The sequence below is a fragment of the Bradyrhizobium sp. LA2.1 genome (assembly GCF_040547725.1).
In the GTDB taxonomy this organism is placed as follows: domain Bacteria; phylum Pseudomonadota; class Alphaproteobacteria; order Rhizobiales; family Xanthobacteraceae; genus Bradyrhizobium; species Bradyrhizobium barranii.
In genome coordinates this window covers 572,299-588,364 of the sequence record NZ_JBEPQI010000001.1, presented here as the reverse complement: position 1 = coordinate 588,364, position 16,066 = coordinate 572,299, and the positions used below count along the sequence as shown (strand labels likewise).

The window sequence follows — 16,066 nt, the reverse complement described above, 5'->3', positions numbered from 1 at the left end:
CATCCTCTTGCGCATCGTTTCCGTCTGCACCCTCGGGCTAGGCTCCTTTGCTGCAGGTTTATTGATCGGGGCCTTTGTTCTGTTTTGAACGAGGCGATTCACGCCAGAGCCTCGGAACGAGAGGCGCCGGCGCGTCTTCTTGATCTAGATCAACCGATCGCCAATTCCGTGCTAATCTCATGTGGTCGACGCAAGGGACCACGGGGAACCTGAGTGACGAGTACAGTGAGGTCATCGCCGGCTTCGGAGGTGATGCTGGTCTCGACTTTGCCGGCGTTGCAGCTGATCTACGACACCGCCCCGATCGGGTTGGCCTGTCTGTCGCCGGACTGCCGCTATTTGCTGATCAACCAGCGTCTGACCGAGATCTGCGGCATATCCATCGAAGGCCATCTTGGACATACGGTCAGGGACTGCGTGCCGGCCCTGGCGGATTCCGTCGAGCAGATTGTGCGCTCGATCGTCGCGACGGGCGAGCCCGTGATCGGTATCGAGGTGGCGGGGCAGCGGGCCGATCAGGTCGAGGAGCGTTCCTGGGTTACTTATTGGCACCCGCTGCGAATGCCGGATGGCGAGATTGTCGCGGTCAACGTGGCGGCGGAGGAGATCACCGAACGCAAGCGCGCCGAGCGGGAGATTCACAGCGCCAGGGACGCCGCCGAGACCGCGCTTCGCCATCTGCGCGATATCCAGGACACCCTGATCGAGGCGGAAAAGCTGGCGGCGCTCGGGCGCATGGTTGCCGGTGTCGCGCACGAGATCAACACGCCGCTCGGCAGCAGTCTGACGGTGGCATCGACGCTCCAGCGCAAGGCGGAGCAGTTCGCGGCGGAGGTCGCGCGGGGTAATCTCAAGCGCTCGACACTGACAGGGTTTCTGGAACTGGTCAGCGATGCGTCGGCGCAGCTGGTCACGAATCTCGGTCGCGCCGCCGAGCGGGTGCAATCCTTCAAGCAGGTGGCGGCTGACCAGACCGAGTCACTTCGGCGCAGCTTCGACGCAGGCGAGCTGACCGGCCAGGTTCTGTCGCAGTTCGAGCGGCAGTTACGGGTGCGCGACATCGCGTTCAGCCTCCACTGCGAAACGAATCTCGCCATGGACAGCTATCCCGGGCCTTTCGGCCAAGTGCTCACCAACCTCGCAGTCAATGCGATGACGCACGCGTTCTCCGATGGTGAGACCGGGACGATCAACGTCTCGCTCCGTGCGGTCAATGATGACCACGTTGAGCTGCTGTTTGCTGATGACGGCTGCGGCATGGCTCCCGATGTGGAACGGCGGGCCTTCGACCCATTCTTCACCACGCGCCGGCACGACGGCGCCAGCGGCCTCGGTCTGCATATCGTGCACAGCATCGTCGTCGACCGGCTGGGTGGGCAGCTCCGGCTCGAGAGCCTGCCCGGCGCGGGGACGCGGTTTCAGCTCATCCTGCCGAGAATAGCGCCCGACCGGCGATAGCTGATCGTCTCCTTATCGGTAGTGCCCGGCTACTGCGTCGTGAACAGCACCGTTGCGATCGCGACGGAGAGGCTCACCGCCGATACCGTCGCCACCGTCGACAGCACGCCCATGCGCCGGAGCGCGATGGCGAAGGCGATGATGATGGGTGTCGCGGTCATTAGCCCGATCTGTGCATCGCTCATGTCATTGCTCACCGCTCCTTGCGAACCCTGAGTCTGTTCGTACCGGGCTCCGGCGAGCGGGACGTTGCGTCGGCGCAAACATCTCCGCCGGTGGCCCCCAGTTTGTCCTGCGACAAATTCCGAACTGGACGGTTGAGCTAAGTCTGGCCGGTGTCCTGATCCGGAAAGACGATGTCTGCGGCCGATTGCGAACAACAGGGAACCGGCTGGGGAATCTTGGAAGATCTCCCCGGCGATCCCATGATCTGGGTGCTGATCTTCAGCGAGCTCGTCGCCTTCGGCCTGTTCCTCGGAGCCTTCGTCGTTGCCCGGGCGATCCATCCCGTTGTGTTCGCGGCGGGGCAGGCGGCGCTCAACGCGAATCTCGCCGGCCTCAACACAATCGTGCTGGTGACCAGCGGCTGGGCCGCGGCGAGGGCGACCAGATCTGCGCGCGCCAGTGAAAAGCGGGCATCGCGCCGCTGGCTACTGATTGCCATGGCGCTCGGCGGCCTCTTCATCGCGGTCAAGCTGACCGAATATGCCGAAGAGATCGGTCGCGGGATCGGCCTAGAAACCAGCCCGTTCTTCACGCTCTACTTCCTCCTGACCGGCTTCCATCTCCTGCATGTTGGCCTCGGCATCATCATCCTTGCCGTGGTCTGCCGCCGCGCCGAGATCTCGGGCGTCGAGACCGGCGCCGCCTTCTGGCACATGGTCGATCTGGTCTGGATCGTCATGTTCCCGATCCTCTATCTGGTGCGCTGATCATGCCCGGCCGTCTCGACATCACCTGGCTCGTGCTGATCGGCCTCGCGCTCGCGACGATCCTGCTTCCGCCACTGATGCCGCGTCCGCTGCTCGCCAATGCACTTCTCCTGGTCCTTGCCGCCATCAAGGGCCGCCGAATCGCGCTCGATTTCATGGACCTTCGGGCGGTGCCGGCGCTCTGGCGCGGCCTCGTCAGCGCATGGATCTTCATCGTCGTGCTGTTCGCCTGGCTCGCCTCCGCCGTCGTCGCATTGATCTGACGCCGCCAACGCAGCGCTCATTGCGCCCGAACAAAGACCCGTCGGCACCGATCGGCAAGATACAGCATCACTGCTCCTCATTACTGGACTCACAACGGAAAGGACTGGCAATGGCTGAACGCCTGACCAAGTCGGCGGCGCGAAACGTCTTCTACGGCGGCTCGGCTTTCTTCTTCGCCATCTTCATCGGGCTGACGGCGCACAGCCACTACTATATGGCGACGACCTCGACGGACGCGACGACGCTGACATCGTCGGTCGCGCGCGGCAAGCATGTCTGGGAGAAGAACTCCTGCATCAATTGCCACACCTTGCTGGGCGAGGGCGCGTATTTCGCCCCTGAAGTCGGCAATGTCTGGGATCGCTGGGGCGGCAATGAGGATCCGGCCGCGGCGCGCGAGACACTGAAGGCCTGGATGCAGTCACAGCCCTCGGGCGCGGAGGGCCGGCGCCAGATGCCGCAGTTCAATCTCACCGACCAGGAGCTCAACGATCTCGCCGACTTCCTGCAATGGACCAGCAAGATCAAGCGCCAGGAGTGGCCGCCGAACAAGGCCGGCTGACGCCTTCCTCTTTCAGGGCCTTGCCTCCTTCAAGGCCTTGCCTCTTTCAAGACAGAGAGAACCCGAAATGAAATATCAGACCCAGAAAGTCGCGATGCTGTATTTCTACGGCGCGCTGACCCTGTTCCTGGCGCAGGTCCTGTTCGGCCTCCTCGCCGGGACCATCTACGTTCTGCCCAACACGCTGTCGGTGCTGCTGCCGTTCAACATCGTCAGGATGATCCACACCAACGCGCTGATCGTGTGGTCGCTGATCGGCTTCATGGGCGCGACCTACTTCCTGTTACCGGAGGAAACCGAGACCGAGCTGTACAGCCCGCTGCTCGCAAAGATCCAGTTCTGGATGTTTTTTGGCGCGGCGGGGGTGGCCGTGGTCGGCTATCTCTTCCATTACCATGAGGGCCGCGAATTCCTCGAGCAGCCCTTCATAATCAAGGTCGGCATCGTGGTCGTCTGCCTGATGTTCCTGTTCAACGTGACGATGACGGCGCTGAAGGGGCGCAAGACCACGGTCACCAACATCCTGCTGTTCGGTTTGTGGGGCGTCGCGATCTTCTTCCTGTTCGCCTTCTACAATCCCGCCAATCTCGCGGTCGACAAGATGTACTGGTGGTATGTCGTTCATCTCTGGGTCGAGGGCGTCTGGGAGCTGATCATGGCGTCCGTGCTCGCCTATCTGATGATCAAGCTCAACGGCATCGACCGCGAGGTGGTCGAGAAGTGGCTCTACGTCATCATCGGCCTTGCGCTGTTCTCAGGGATTCTCGGCACCGGCCACCACTTCTACTGGATCGGCGCGCCCGGTTACTGGCAGTGGATCGGCTCGCTGTTCTCCACGCTCGAGGTCGCACCCTTCTTCACCATGGTGATCTTCACGGTGCAAATGACCTGGAAGGCCGGCCGCAAGCATCCGAACCGCGCCGCGCTGCTGTGGTCGGTCGGCTGCTCGGTGATGGCGTTCCTGGGCGCCGGTGTCTGGGGCTTCCTGCACACGCTGTCCTCGGTGAACTACTACACCCACGGCACGCAGGTCACCGCCGCACATGGCCATCTCGCCTTCTTCGGCGCCTATGTGATGCTGAACCTGTCGGTGATGGCTTATGCGATCCCGCAGATCAAGGGACGTGCGCCCTATAACCAGTGGCTCAGCATGACCAGCTTCTGGATCATGTGCACTGCGATGATGACCATGACTTTCGCGTTGACCTTTGCCGGCGTGATTCAGGTCCATCTCCAGCGCGTGCTTGGCCAGAGTTACATGGACGTGCAGGACCAGCTGGCCTTCTTCTACTGGGTGCGGCTCGGCTCCGGCGTGTTCGTCGCGATCTCTGCATTGATGTTCGTCTGGGCGGTGCTGGTGCCCGGCCGCGAGAAGCAGGCGACTATCCCAGGCGCCCTGCAACCGGCCGAATAAACACAAGTCGGCCGCGCAAGTCGCGGCCGCCGTTCCAGAATGATTTCCGGAGAAGAACCATGACAGCAGCACTTCACGCCTTGTCGGCACCCGCGCTCGTGCTCCCGGCTTACGTTCCGAGCGGCAACGAATGCGCGCTGTTCGAGCACGCCTGGCGGCACCAGCTCCCGGTCCTGCTGAAGGGGCCGACCGGCTGCGGCAAGACGCGCTTCGTCGCCCACATGGCGGCGCGGCTAGGACTGCCGCTTCATACCGTCGCCTGCCACGACGATCTCACCGCAGCCGATCTCACCGGCCGCTACCTGCTGAGGGGCGGCGACACCGTGTGGACCGACGGTCCGCTGACGCGCGCGGTGCGCGAGGGCGGCATCTGCTATCTCGACGAAGTCGTGGAGGCGCGCAAGGACGTCACGGTGGTGCTGCATCCGCTCACCGACGACCGCCGCATCCTGCCGCTGGAGCGCACCGGCGAGGAGCTGGTCGCGCCGAAGAGCTTCATGCTCGTGGTCTCCTACAATCCCGGTTACCAGACGCTGCTGAAGGCATTGAAGCCGTCGACGCGCCAACGATTCGTCGCCATCGAGTTCGGCTTCTTAGCCCCGGAGCAGGAGATCGCGGTGGTGGCGGCCGAGAGCGGGCTCGCGCCCGACTATGTGCGGCCGCTGGTCCTGCTGGCCGGCCGGCTGCGCGCGCTGAAGGGACACGACCTGGAGGAGGGCGTTTCGACCCGTCTCGTCGTCTATTGCGCCACCCTGATTGCGGCCGGAGCCTCAATTACGGATGCGGTGCTGGCCGGCATGATCGAACCGCTCACCGATGACGCAGACGTCAAGGCGGCTCTGCTCGACGTCGCACGCGCCGTGATCTCCTGAGGGTGATGCGATGCTCGATTTCCTCGAGCTTGAAGAAACCGTCGGCCGCGCCTGGCATCGCCTGGTCGGCGGCACCGCGAGCTATCCGGCCTATGCCGAATACGCGGTGTCGCTCGCGGAGGTGCGCAGCCGGATCGCAATCATGTTCCGCGCGCTTGGCGGGGAGACGGGCGTGCAGATCGCGAGCGCGAGTGCCCGCCGGACTGGGCATCGGCTTGGATGGCGTCAGCGCATCGGGCTCGGCGACGAGCGGCTCGCGCAACCAGGGCGTGACGCCGCGACGATCTTCCTGCCCGACAACATCGCCATCTTCGCCGATCGCGGGCTGAATGCTGCGCTGTACCGGTGGCTGGCCGCGTGGTTTGCCTTTGCACCGGTCGAAGTGATCGCGGAGGCCGATCCGCTGCGGCGCGATCTGCTGACGCTGCGCCGGACCAGCGAAGTCGCGGTGCTTGTGCTGACGGAATGTCCCGGCCTTGCCGAGGACTACGCCCGGCTGGCCGCGGCCACGGCCATGGCGCGGCCGCACCGGCCATTGCCGCGCATCGAGCAGGACATGGAGCAGATCGTGCTTGCTCTGCTCGGCGCCGATACGCCGCCGGTGGGAAAGCTGTGGCCGGCGATGATGGGGACGGGGCCGCTGCCGGACAAGGCGCCGCCCGGCTATCGTTCGATCCTGCCATGCCCGCTCTGGGGCGATTGCTGGACACGGGCGCTGTCGCCCGCACATGCGGGTGACGACGCGTGCGTGCCGACCGCTGCGCCAGTGCCATCGGACGATCGCAAGCGTTTCGCCGTCCGCGAGCGCGAAGACGGTACCAATCGCCGCGATCCTTTCGTGCTCAATCGCTTTGAAAAGATCCTCGCGATGGCAGAGATGATCAATGTCGACCGCCCGGCTGACGACAGTGAGGACGAGGATGCGCAGAAGGCCGCCGACGACCTCGAGGAGATCACGCTCAGCCGCCGCAGCGGCAAGCCGGCGAGCCGGCTCAAATTCGATCTCGACCTGCCGCCGGAAGCCCTCGATGTATCGCCATTGAACGCGGACCTGAGCTATCCCGAATGGGATTATCGCAGCGGCTCCTATCTGCCCGATCATTGCCGCGTGCTCGCGGGTGCGGCCTCCGAGCTGGGTGAGGGCTGGAGGCCTGATGACGCCATGCGTCGACACATCCGCCAGGTGCGCCGCCGCTTCGAGGTGTTGCGGCCGCGTCATGAATTGATGCGCGCCCAAGCCGATGGCCACGACCTCGACCTCGACGCACTCGTGCGCGCGCGGTGCGATCTCCGCGCCGGAAGTGGCGGGGGCGGTCTCGATCGGGTCCATGTGGCGATGCGACCGCGAGGGGACGATCTTGCCGTCACGCTGCTCGTGGACGTCTCGCTCTCGACGGATGCCTGGGTCGATGGTTATCGGGTGCTCGACGTCGAGAAGGAGGCGCTGCTGGTGCTTGCGCACGGCCTGTCGGCCTGCGGTGATCACCACAGCATCCTCACCTTCACCTCGCGCCGGCGTTCCTGGGTGCGGCTCGAAACGGTCAAGGCCTTCGGCGAGCCGATGAGTGGGGCAATCGAGCGCCGGATCGGCGCGCTGAAGCCGGGCTATTACACGCGGATCGGTGCGGCGGTACGTCACGCCTCGGCCGAGCTGGCGCGCCAGCCGCAGCGCAAGAAGCTGCTGCTCGTTCTCACCGACGGCAAGCCGAACGACGTCGATCATTACGAGGGGCGCTTTGCGGTCGAGGACACTCGCAAATCCGTGCAGGAGGCGCGGCGGCTCGGCATCGCGGTCTTCGGCGTGACGGTCGATGCGACGGCGCAATCCTACGTCCCGACGCTGTTCGGCCGCAGCGGCTACGCCATCGTCGGCAACATCCGTCGACTGCCTGCGGCGCTGCCGGCGATCTATCGACAGGTCGCCCATTGACCCCGGAGAACCCGCATATGTCCTCCACCGGGTGAACTATTGCTCAAAGCATGGGTATATGATCGAATGGCCGGATGGACCGAAGCCGGCAAAGGCCCGATCTCGTCATCTTCGACTGCGACGGCGTGCTCGTCGACAGCGAACTCTTGAGCTGCCAGTGCTTGGTAGACGAGCTGTCCGGATTTGGGATATCGCTGACACTCGCGCAGGCGCTCGAGCTGTTTCTCGGACGAAGCACGAGCGCGGTCACGCAGCACTATCGCGAACTCGGCCAGGCGGTGCCGGCCGATTTTCCCGTCCGGCTGAAGTCGCGCGTACTGACCGCCTTCGAGAAGGCGCTCCATCCGATTCCCGATGCGGATACCGTCCTGTCCGGACTGCGCGCGCCGAGTTGCGTGGCCTCGTCGAGTGATCTCGACCGCGTCGCGCTGTCGCTGAGGGTGACCGGTCTCGCGCCCCATTTCGGCGACCGGATCTACACGGCGCAGATGGTCACGCACGGCAAGCCCGCGCCGGATCTCTTTCTCCACGCGGCGGAGAAAATGGGCGCGCTCCCTGCGCGCACACTGGTGATCGAGGACAGCGTCAGTGGCGTGCTGGCCGCGAAGGCTGCCGGCATGACAGTCTGGGGATTTGTCGGCGGCAGCCATTATCGCGGGCGCGACGGGCAGGCTATATTGTCCCGTGCCGGGGCCGATCGGGTCTTCGCGCAAATGAGCGATTTCTGGGAGGCATAGGCCGCCATGGCCGTCGAGAACGAAAAGTCCAGACTCGACGATGCCGCGCGTGCCGGCTGGCTCTATTTCATTGCCGGTCACACCCAGGACGAGATCGCAAAGATGCTCCAGGTCTCGCGGGCCTCCGCGCAGCGGCTGGTCTCGCTGTGCCTGGCCGAGCGTCTCATCACCTTCCGTCTCGAACATCCCATCGCCGCCTGCATGGAACTGGCGGCACGCCTGAAGGCGCGCTTCGACCTCAGCCATTGCGAGGTGGTGCCGGCCGATCCTGCCGCGCCGCAGGCCACGGCGGGCATCGCCGAGCGCTGCGCTAATCTGCTGGATTCGACGTTGCGGTCGGAAACGCCCGTCATCGTCGCGCTCGGCACGGGGCGGGCGGTGCGCGCCGCGGTCGAGCGCGTGACGCCGATCGACCGGCCCAACCACCAGATCGTCTCGCTGGTCGGCAACATCTCCGCCGACGGATCTGCGAGCTTCTACGACACCGTCGGCCGGCTCGCCGACCGCACCGGTGCGCGGCACTACCCGATGCCGCTGCCGTTCCTGATGTCGTCGGAGGACGAGCGCAACAAGATGGTGCGGATCGAGCCGATTGCAAAGGTCAAGGCGGTCGCCGCCAAGGCGGACTTGCGCCTCGTCGGCATCGGCCAGATGGACCAGAAGGCGCAAATCCACATCGACGGCTTCGTCACCCGCGACGAACTGTTCGAGATGATGCGGCAGGGGGCGATCGGCGAGATCACCGGCTGGGCCTATGATTCCAAGGGCCGTCTGCTCAAGGCCGGCACCAACAAGCGCCTCACCAGCATTCCGCCGGAGGTGCCGGCGAAGACCACGACGATCGGCGCCGCGGTCGGTGCGGCCAAGGTACCGGCGATCGCGGCCGCGCTGAACGGGCGCCTGATCAACGGCCTGATCACGGACGAGGCGACGGCAAGGGCGATTTTGGAGCGGTAGGGCGGGCGCTACAGCCACTTGCGCCAATGTCATCATCCGCGAAAGCGGATGATCCAGTACGCCGCGGCCTATCCGGAGCAAAACCAACCCACGACACGGCGTACTGGATGCCCCGCTTTCGCGGGGCATGACAGCGAAGGCGGAGGAAAAGCTCCGGCCCTCCCGCACCGCAGCACTCATAAGTTGCGGGAACGTCCGCGCGCCTGCTTGACAAGCGCTGCACCTCGTCCGAACATACGCCCAACGCGTGGGCATATGCTCAGAAGCGCGATCCTAGGGAGGTCACCGTGAAACACGTCCTCGGCGCCGTCTGCGGCGCGTCTTGCCTGTTGCTGGCCGTCCCTGTGATGGCCGAAACGACCCTGACCATCGCCACCGTCAACAACGGCGACATGATCCGCATGCAGGGGTTGACCAGCGAATTCACCAAGAAAAATCCAGACATCACCGTCAAATGGGTGACGCTGGAAGAGAACGTGCTGCGCCAGCGCGTCACCACGGACATCGCCACCAAGGGCGGCCAGTTCGACGTTTTGACCATCGGCACTTACGAGGTGCCGATCTGGGCCAAGAAGGGCTGGCTGGTGCCGCTTGCCAATCTCGGCGCCGATTACGACGTCGCCGACCTGCTGCCGAAGATCAGGGACGCGGTCTCCGTCGACGGCAAGCTCTACGCCGCCCCGTTCTATGGCGAGAGCTCGATGGTGATGTATCGCACCGACCTGTTCGAGAAGGCCGGCCTGAAGATGCCGGAAAAGCCGACCTGGGATTTCGTCATCGACGCCGCCAAGAAGCTCACTGACAAGAGCGCCGGCACCTACGGCATCTGTCTTCGCGGCAAGGCCGGGTGGGGCGAAAACATGGCGTTCCTGTCGGCCATGGCCAATTCCTACGGCGCGCGCTGGTTCGACGAGAAGTGGGAGCCGCAGTTCAACACGCCGGAATGGAAGACGACGCTCACGACCTACGTCAATCTGATGAAGGAGGCCGGCCCTCCCGGCGCGAGCTCGAACGGCTTCAACGAGAATCTGGCGCTGTTCAACGCGGGCAAGTGCGGTATGTGGATCGACGCGACAGTGGCGGCGTCCTTCGTCACCAATCCGAAGGAGTCCAAGGTCGCCGACAAGGTCGGCTTTGCGCTAGCGCCGAACACTGGGCTCGGCAAGAACGCCAACTGGCTGTGGGCCTGGAGCCTTGCGATCCCCGCCGGCTCCAAGAAGACGGAAGCCGCCGAAAAGTTCATCGCCTGGGCCACCAGCAAGGACTACACCAAGCTCGTGGCGTCGAAGGAGGGCTGGGCCAACGTGCCGCCGGGCACACGGACCTCGCTCTACCAGAACGAGGACTATCTGAAAGTCGCGCCGTTCGCGAAGCTGACGCTGGCCTCGATTGATGCTGCCGACCCGAACAAGCCCACCGTGAAGCCGGTGCCTTACGTCGGCGTGCAATACGCGGCGATCCCCGAATTCCAGGGCATCGGCACGCAGGTGGGCCAGCAATTCTCCGCCGCGCTCGCGGGATCGATGACGGTCGATGCCGCGCTTACCGCGGCGCAGTCCGCCACCGAGCGCGAGATGAAGCGCGCCGGCTACATCAAGTGAACCCGAGCTCTCCCTCCTGAGCTCAAACTGGCGGCCATCCACCAGCCAGCCCCGAATGGATGGCCGCCTTCTTCCTCCCAGCGGAGACGCCAAGGATGGCAACCCGGCAGACGCAGTTTCTTGCGCGCTCGCTCCTGACGCCTGCGGTCGGGCTGCTCTTCATCTGGATGATCGTTCCGCTGGCGCTGACGATCTATTTCTCGACCCTGCATTACAGCCTGCTCGATCCCGGCTCCGAGGCGTTCGTCGGCCTGGAGAATTTCCGCTACTTCCTCACCGATCCCGCCTTCCTCGCTTCGCTCCGGAACACGCTGGTGCTGGTCGGCTCGGTGCTGGCGCTGACGATCCTGCTCGGCATCCCCCTCGCGGTGCTGCTCGATCAACCCGTGATCGGCCTCAACATCGTGCGGCTGATGGTGATCGCGCCGTTCTTCGTGATGCCGACGGTGAGCGCGCTGGTCTGGAAAAACCTCTTGATGCACCCGGTCTCCGGCCTGTTCGCCTGGCTCGCCAAGCTGGTCGGATTGACACCGATCGACTGGTTCACCGACGCGCCGCTGTTCGCGGTGATCCTGATCGTCGCCTGGCAATGGCTGCCCTTCGCGACGCTCATTTTGCTGACCGCGCTGCAATCGCTCGACGAGGAGCAGAAGGAGGCCGCCGAGATGGACGGCGCCAGTGCGGTCTCCGCCTTCATCTACATCACGCTGCCGCACCTGGCGCGTCCCATCACCGTGGTGATCCTGATCGAGACCATCTTCCTGCTCACGGTGTTCGCGGAGATCTTCGTCACCACCGGTGGCGGACCGGGCCTGCAAACCACCAACATCGCCTTCCTGATCTATTCGCAGGCGCTGATCCAGTTCGACGTCGGCAGCGCCTCCGCAGGCGGCCTCGTTGCGGTCGTGATCGCCAACGTTGTCGCTTTCTTCCTCGTCCGCATCGTCGGCCGCAATCTGGAGGCTTGAAACATGGCGCGGATGGCGACGACGCAGCGGGTGGTGGTCTCGACGATCGGAGCGTGGTTCTTCGGCTTCCTGATCTTCTTCCCGATCCTGTGGATGGTGCTGGCGAGCTTCAAGACCGAGTTAGAGGCCTTCGCCATTCCACCGTCCTTCCTGTTCTTCCACTGGACCACGGAAAACTACGCGACCGTGCAGGAGCGGAGCGATTATTTCCACCACGCGATGAACTCGATCATCATCGCCGGCGGCTCGACGCTCATTGCACTGTTGATTGCGATCCCTGCGGCCTGGTCGATGGCATTCTCGCCGACCAAGCGCACCAAGGACATCCTGCTCTGGATGCTCTCGACCAAGATGATGCCGCCGGTCGGCGTGCTGGTGCCGATCTACCTCATCTTCAAGACCTTCGGTCTGCTCGATTCCCGCATCGGCCTCGTCTTCATCCTGTGTCTCGGCAATCTGCCGATCGTGATCTGGATGCTGTTCACCTATTTCAAGGAGATCCCGCGCGACATCCTCGAAGCCGCGCGCATGGACGGCGCCACCATCGGCCGCGAGCTCGTCTATGTGCTGACGCCAATGGCGATCCCGGGCCTCGCCTCGACCATGCTGCTCAATCTGATCCTCGCCTGGAACGAGGCGTTCTGGACGCTCAACCTGACGACCTCGAACGCCGCGCCGCTAACCACGTTCATCGCCTCCTATTCGAGCCCGGAAGGGCTGTTCTGGGCAAAACTGTCGGCGGCCTCGACGTTGGCGATCGCGCCCATTCTCGTCCTCGGTTGGTTCAGCCAGAAGCAGCTCGTGCGCGGGCTCACCTTCGGCGCGGTAAAGTAAGAAGGGCTGCCGGATCATGGGTCAGATCACACTTCAGGACGTACAGAAATCGTTCGGTCCCGTGCACATCATCAAGGGCGCGGATCTCGAGATCGCGGACGGCTCCTTCGTGGTGTTCGTAGGTCCCTCAGGCTGCGGCAAGACCACGCTGCTGCGGCTGATCGCCGGGCTCGAAGACGTCTCAGGCGGCAAGATCCTGATCGACGGCAAGAACGTGGTCGACACGCCGCCCGCCAAGCGCGGGCTGTCGATGGTGTTCCAGTCCTACGCGCTCTATCCGCATATGAGCGTGCGCGGCAATATCGGCTTCGGTCTGAAGATGGCTGGCCTGTCCAAGGACGAGATCAACCGCAAGGTCGAGGCCGCCGCAGCGACATTGAATCTCTCGCCTTATCTCGACCGCAAGCCGCGCGAGCTCTCGGGCGGCCAGCGCCAGCGGGTCGCGATCGGCCGCGCCATCGTCCGCGAGCCGAAGGCGTTCCTGTTCGACGAGCCGCTGTCCAACCTGGATGCGGCCTTGCGCGTGCAGATGCGGATAGAAGTCACGCGGCTCCAGAAGCAGCTCGGCACCACCGCGATCTATGTCACCCACGATCAGGTCGAAGCCATGACCATGGCCGACAAGATCGTCGTGCTCAACGGCGGCAAGATCGAGCAATACGGCTCGCCGCTGGAGCTCTATGAGCGGCCCGCCAATCTCTTCGTCGCCGGCTTCATCGGCTCGCCGAAGATGAACTTCGTCACTGGCGAGCACGCCTTGCAGAAGGGCGCGGCGACGATCGGCGTGCGGCCGGAGCATCTCAAGATCGAGCGCGACGGCGCCGGCGGCTGGCAGGGAACGATCGCGGTCGCCGAGCATCTGGGCAGCGACACCTTCCTTTATGTCGATGCCGGACCGCTCGGCATGCTGACGGCGCGTTACATCGGCGAATTGAGCCTGCATGCCGGCGACCGCGTGTCGCTGGTGCCGGATCCCGCGCGCATCCATCGCTTCGACGAGAGCGGCAACGCGCTTCGGGGCTGACAAGAAACGGCAAGAGACGGCAAGAGACGGCAAGAAACGGAAAAACCACCATGTACCTCGAAAAATTCAAGCTGAACGGCAAGACCGCGTTCATCACCGGCGGCGGGCAAGGCATTGGCCTCGCCTGTGCGGAAGCGCTGGCCGAAGCCGGCGCGAAGGTCATCATCGGCGACCGCGACAGCAAGGTTGCCGACAGCGCGAAGGCCAGCCTGAAGGCGAAGGGTTTTGACATCGAGACGGCGATCATGGATGTCACCGACACCAGGCGCGTGGCAGAGGTCGCGGCCGACCTCGTCGCCCGCCACGGCAAGGTCGACATCCTCGTCAACAATGCCGGCATCGCCCGCAGCGAGACGCCGGCCGAGACCGTCACCGACGAGCACTGGCTCAACGTCATCGACGTCAATCTCAACGGCACCTTCTGGTGCTGCCGCGAATTCGGCAAGCACATGCTGAAGGCCAAGAGCGGCGCCATCGTCAATGTCGGCTCGATGTCGGGCTTCATCGTCAACAAGCCGCAGGAGCAGTGCTTCTACAACGCCTCCAAGGCCGGCGTGCACCATTTGACCAAGTCGCTGGCCGCCGAATGGGGCGCGCGCGGCGTCCGCGTCAACGCGGTGGCGCCGACCTATATCGACACGCCGCTCAATGCTTTCGTGAAAAGCACCCCGAAAATGTATGACGCCTGGATCGGCGGAACCCCGATGGCGCGGATGGGGCAGGTCGAGGAGATCGCCTCCGTCGTGCTGTTCCTGGCCTCGGAGGCCGCGAGCCTGATGACCGGCAGCATCGTGCTGGTGGATGGCGGCTACACTTGCTGGTAGGCTTGCGTCAAAACTGACGAGAGCGACCGGGAGCGACAATGCCGCGAGCGTATATCGGCGTCGACGTGGGGACCACGAGCACGCGGGCAGGGGTGTTTGACGAGGCGGGCACCCTCCTTGCCACCGCCAAGCATCCGATCCGGATCTGGCACGAGGCCGGCGACATCGTCGAGCAATCGTCGTCCGACATCTGGGAGGCCTGCGCCAAGTCGGTGCGTGCGGCGATGGCGGAAGCTGCCATCGCGCCCGACAGCGTCGGCGGCATCGGTTTCGACGCCACCTGTTCGCTGGTCGTCCTCGATCGGCAAGGCGAGCCGGTCACCGTCAGTGCCTCCGGCGACCGCCAGCGCAATGTCATCGTCTGGATGGACCATCGCGCTACGGCCGAGGCACGGCTGATCAACGAGACCGGGGACGCGGTGCTGCGCTATGTCGGCGGTTCGATCTCGCCCGAGATGGAGATGCCGAAGTTGCTGTGGCTGAAGCGGCACATGCGCGCGAGCTTCGATGCCGCCGGTCATTTCTTCGATCTGGCAGATTATCTGACCTGGCGCGCGACCGGCTCGCTGCAGCGCTCGACCTGCACGGTCACCTGCAAGTGGAACTACCTCGCACACGACGGCGGCGGCTGGAGCGCGCCGTTCTTCAAGCGCATCGGCCTCTCCGATTTCGTCAGCGAGAAATACGCCCGCATCGGCACCGAGATCGTCGCGCCCGGCACGCGGCTCGGCGAAGGCCTCACCCGAGCTGCGGCTGCGGAGCTCGGCCTGTCGCCGGGCACGCCGGTCGGCGCCTCGCTGATCGATGCCCATGCCGGCGGCATCGGCGCGATCGGCGGACGCGACGGATCGGGCGGAACGAGCGATGTCAGCGACCGTCTCGCCTACATCATGGGGACGTCGGCCTGCATCATGGCGACGACGAAGGAGCCGTGCTTCGTGCCCGGCGTATGGGGCCCTTATTATTCCGGCATGGTGCCGGACTTCTGGCTCAACGAGGGCGGCCAGTCGGCTGCGGGTGCGGCGATCGACCATCTCCTCAAGTCGCATCCCGGCCATGCGGAGGCGGGCGCGGCGGCGCGCAACGAGGGTATCGACCTCATCGACTACCTCGAGCGGCGCATCATCGCGCGCGCCGGTGACGCCAGCCGCGCCGCGCTGCTCGCCCGCGACGTCCATGTGCTTCCCGAATTCATCGGCAACCGCTCGCCCTACGCCGACCCCGACACCCGAGCGGTGATCGCGGGCCTCGATCTCGACAGCGACGTCGGCGCGATGGAGCGGCTGTTCGTCGCCGGCCTCTGCGGTCTGGCTTATGGCCTCGCCGAGGTGATCGAGGCTTTTGCCGCGCATGGCGTCCATTCCAGCATCATGATCATGGGCGGCGGCGCGAGCCGCAGCCCGCTGGTGCGGCAGATCATGGCGGATACCACCGGTCTCACCGTCGCGCTGCCGCAAACGAAAGAACCCGTTCTGCTGGGCGCCGCGATGCTCGGCGCGGTGGCCGGTGGCGCCTATGCCTCGATCGGCGAGACCATGGCGAAGATGTCGGCGCTGGGACGGAAGAGCGCGCCGACCGCGCCCGGCATGGCCGCGTTTCATGCTCGCAAGCGCGAGGTCTACAAGCTGCTGCGCGAGGTCGATCGCGGCAGCCGTGCCGCAATGCGCGACATCGCCAGAGGTTGAAACG

Annotated in this window: 16 protein-coding genes; 15 read left to right on the top strand and 1 reads right to left on the bottom strand. The window is 64.7% G+C overall.

Features of this window, described 5'->3' with window-relative positions:
• The first annotated feature begins 252 nt into the window (after nucleotides 1-252).
• Nucleotides 253-1,458, top strand: coding sequence for a sensor histidine kinase (locus ABIB95_RS02460; RefSeq protein WP_354237790.1), 1,206 nt, complete (start codon nucleotides 253-255; stop codon nucleotides 1,456-1,458).
• 29 nt (nucleotides 1,459-1,487) lie between these two features.
• Here the strand turns inward: ABIB95_RS02460 and ABIB95_RS02455 are convergent, their stop codons facing one another.
• Nucleotides 1,488-1,643 carry a hypothetical protein gene (locus ABIB95_RS02455; RefSeq protein ID WP_085965373.1) on the bottom strand — a complete coding sequence of 52 codons (156 nt, stop codon included), beginning with the start codon at nucleotides 1,641-1,643 and terminating at the stop codon, nucleotides 1,488-1,490.
• Between the two features lie 171 nt (nucleotides 1,644-1,814).
• On the opposite strand from ABIB95_RS02455, the gene ABIB95_RS02450 reads away from it, so the two are divergent.
• From ABIB95_RS02450 to ABIB95_RS02385, 14 genes are all read left to right on the top strand, one after another.
• On the top strand, nucleotides 1,815-2,390 hold the full coding sequence (locus tag ABIB95_RS02450) for a cytochrome c oxidase subunit 3 family protein (RefSeq protein ID WP_354237789.1): 576 nt from the start codon (nucleotides 1,815-1,817) through the stop codon (nucleotides 2,388-2,390).
• A 2-nt stretch (nucleotides 2,391-2,392) separates the two neighbouring features.
• The gene (locus tag ABIB95_RS02445) at nucleotides 2,393-2,653 is read left to right on the top strand and encodes a cytochrome C oxidase subunit IV family protein (protein WP_085399417.1); all 261 of its coding nucleotides are present in this window, start codon (nucleotides 2,393-2,395) and stop codon (nucleotides 2,651-2,653) included.
• Between the two features lie 110 nt (nucleotides 2,654-2,763).
• Nucleotides 2,764-3,216, top strand: a complete 453-nt coding sequence (locus ABIB95_RS02440; protein ID WP_085399418.1) for a c-type cytochrome — start codon at nucleotides 2,764-2,766, stop codon at nucleotides 3,214-3,216.
• A gap of 67 nt (nucleotides 3,217-3,283) precedes the next feature.
• Nucleotides 3,284-4,630, top strand: coding sequence for a cbb3-type cytochrome c oxidase subunit I (locus tag ABIB95_RS02435; protein ID WP_085399419.1), 1,347 nt, complete (start codon nucleotides 3,284-3,286; stop codon nucleotides 4,628-4,630).
• Nucleotides 4,631-4,689: 59 nt separating this feature from the next.
• Entirely contained in the window at nucleotides 4,690-5,502 is an 813-nt protein-coding gene (locus tag ABIB95_RS02430; RefSeq protein WP_354237788.1) for a CbbQ/NirQ/NorQ/GpvN family protein, read from the top strand.
• A 10-nt stretch (nucleotides 5,503-5,512) separates the two neighbouring features.
• Nucleotides 5,513-7,432: a nitric oxide reductase activation protein NorD gene (locus ABIB95_RS02425; RefSeq protein WP_354237787.1), complete on the top strand. Its 1,920-nt coding sequence runs from the start codon at nucleotides 5,513-5,515 to the stop codon at nucleotides 7,430-7,432.
• A gap of 74 nt (nucleotides 7,433-7,506) precedes the next feature.
• Nucleotides 7,507-8,169: an HAD family hydrolase gene (locus ABIB95_RS02420; protein ID WP_354237786.1), complete on the top strand. Its 663-nt coding sequence runs from the start codon at nucleotides 7,507-7,509 to the stop codon at nucleotides 8,167-8,169.
• Nucleotides 8,170-8,175: 6 nt separating this feature from the next.
• Nucleotides 8,176-9,126, top strand: a complete 951-nt coding sequence (locus tag ABIB95_RS02415) for a sugar-binding transcriptional regulator (RefSeq protein ID WP_028152534.1) — start codon at nucleotides 8,176-8,178, stop codon at nucleotides 9,124-9,126.
• A 347-nt stretch (nucleotides 9,127-9,473) separates the two neighbouring features.
• Nucleotides 9,474-10,727, top strand: a complete 1,254-nt coding sequence (locus tag ABIB95_RS02410) for an ABC transporter substrate-binding protein (RefSeq protein WP_175618458.1) — start codon at nucleotides 9,474-9,476, stop codon at nucleotides 10,725-10,727.
• A gap of 95 nt (nucleotides 10,728-10,822) precedes the next feature.
• On the top strand, nucleotides 10,823-11,695 hold the full coding sequence (locus tag ABIB95_RS02405) for a carbohydrate ABC transporter permease (protein ID WP_354237785.1): 873 nt from the start codon (nucleotides 10,823-10,825) through the stop codon (nucleotides 11,693-11,695).
• 3 nt (nucleotides 11,696-11,698) lie between these two features.
• Complete coding sequence (locus ABIB95_RS02400; RefSeq protein WP_354237784.1) at nucleotides 11,699-12,529, top strand: carbohydrate ABC transporter permease; 831 nt, start codon at nucleotides 11,699-11,701, stop codon at nucleotides 12,527-12,529.
• Between the two features lie 16 nt (nucleotides 12,530-12,545).
• A complete protein-coding gene (locus tag ABIB95_RS02395) occupies nucleotides 12,546-13,553 on the top strand; it encodes an ABC transporter ATP-binding protein (RefSeq protein WP_354237783.1) in 1,008 nt (335 codons plus the stop codon).
• Nucleotides 13,554-13,603: 50 nt separating this feature from the next.
• Nucleotides 13,604-14,377 carry an SDR family NAD(P)-dependent oxidoreductase gene (locus ABIB95_RS02390; protein ID WP_354237782.1) on the top strand — a complete coding sequence of 258 codons (774 nt, stop codon included), beginning with the start codon at nucleotides 13,604-13,606 and terminating at the stop codon, nucleotides 14,375-14,377.
• Nucleotides 14,378-14,415: 38 nt separating this feature from the next.
• Nucleotides 14,416-16,062: an FGGY-family carbohydrate kinase gene (locus ABIB95_RS02385; protein ID WP_354237781.1), complete on the top strand. Its 1,647-nt coding sequence runs from the start codon at nucleotides 14,416-14,418 to the stop codon at nucleotides 16,060-16,062.
• Nucleotides 16,063-16,066 lie beyond the last annotated feature (4 nt).

Coding starts and splice junctions, on each gene's coding strand:
- ABIB95_RS02460 (WP_354237790.1), top strand. CDS start 253: ATGCTGGTCTCGACTTTGCCGGCGTTGCAGCTGATCTACGACACCGCC.
- ABIB95_RS02455 (WP_085965373.1), bottom strand. CDS start 1,643: ATGAGCGATGCACAGATCGGGCTAATGACCGCGACACCCATCATCATC.
- ABIB95_RS02450 (WP_354237789.1), top strand. CDS start 1,815: ATGTCTGCGGCCGATTGCGAACAACAGGGAACCGGCTGGGGAATCTTG.
- ABIB95_RS02445 (WP_085399417.1), top strand. CDS start 2,393: ATGCCCGGCCGTCTCGACATCACCTGGCTCGTGCTGATCGGCCTCGCG.
- ABIB95_RS02440 (WP_085399418.1), top strand. CDS start 2,764: ATGGCTGAACGCCTGACCAAGTCGGCGGCGCGAAACGTCTTCTACGGC.
- ABIB95_RS02435 (WP_085399419.1), top strand. CDS start 3,284: ATGAAATATCAGACCCAGAAAGTCGCGATGCTGTATTTCTACGGCGCG.
- ABIB95_RS02430 (WP_354237788.1), top strand. CDS start 4,690: ATGACAGCAGCACTTCACGCCTTGTCGGCACCCGCGCTCGTGCTCCCG.
- ABIB95_RS02425 (WP_354237787.1), top strand. CDS start 5,513: ATGCTCGATTTCCTCGAGCTTGAAGAAACCGTCGGCCGCGCCTGGCAT.
- ABIB95_RS02420 (WP_354237786.1), top strand. CDS start 7,507: ATGGACCGAAGCCGGCAAAGGCCCGATCTCGTCATCTTCGACTGCGAC.
- ABIB95_RS02415 (WP_028152534.1), top strand. CDS start 8,176: ATGGCCGTCGAGAACGAAAAGTCCAGACTCGACGATGCCGCGCGTGCC.
- ABIB95_RS02410 (WP_175618458.1), top strand. CDS start 9,474: ATGGCCGAAACGACCCTGACCATCGCCACCGTCAACAACGGCGACATG.
- ABIB95_RS02405 (WP_354237785.1), top strand. CDS start 10,823: ATGGCAACCCGGCAGACGCAGTTTCTTGCGCGCTCGCTCCTGACGCCT.
- ABIB95_RS02400 (WP_354237784.1), top strand. CDS start 11,699: ATGGCGCGGATGGCGACGACGCAGCGGGTGGTGGTCTCGACGATCGGA.
- ABIB95_RS02395 (WP_354237783.1), top strand. CDS start 12,546: ATGGGTCAGATCACACTTCAGGACGTACAGAAATCGTTCGGTCCCGTG.
- ABIB95_RS02390 (WP_354237782.1), top strand. CDS start 13,604: ATGTACCTCGAAAAATTCAAGCTGAACGGCAAGACCGCGTTCATCACC.
- ABIB95_RS02385 (WP_354237781.1), top strand. CDS start 14,416: ATGCCGCGAGCGTATATCGGCGTCGACGTGGGGACCACGAGCACGCGG.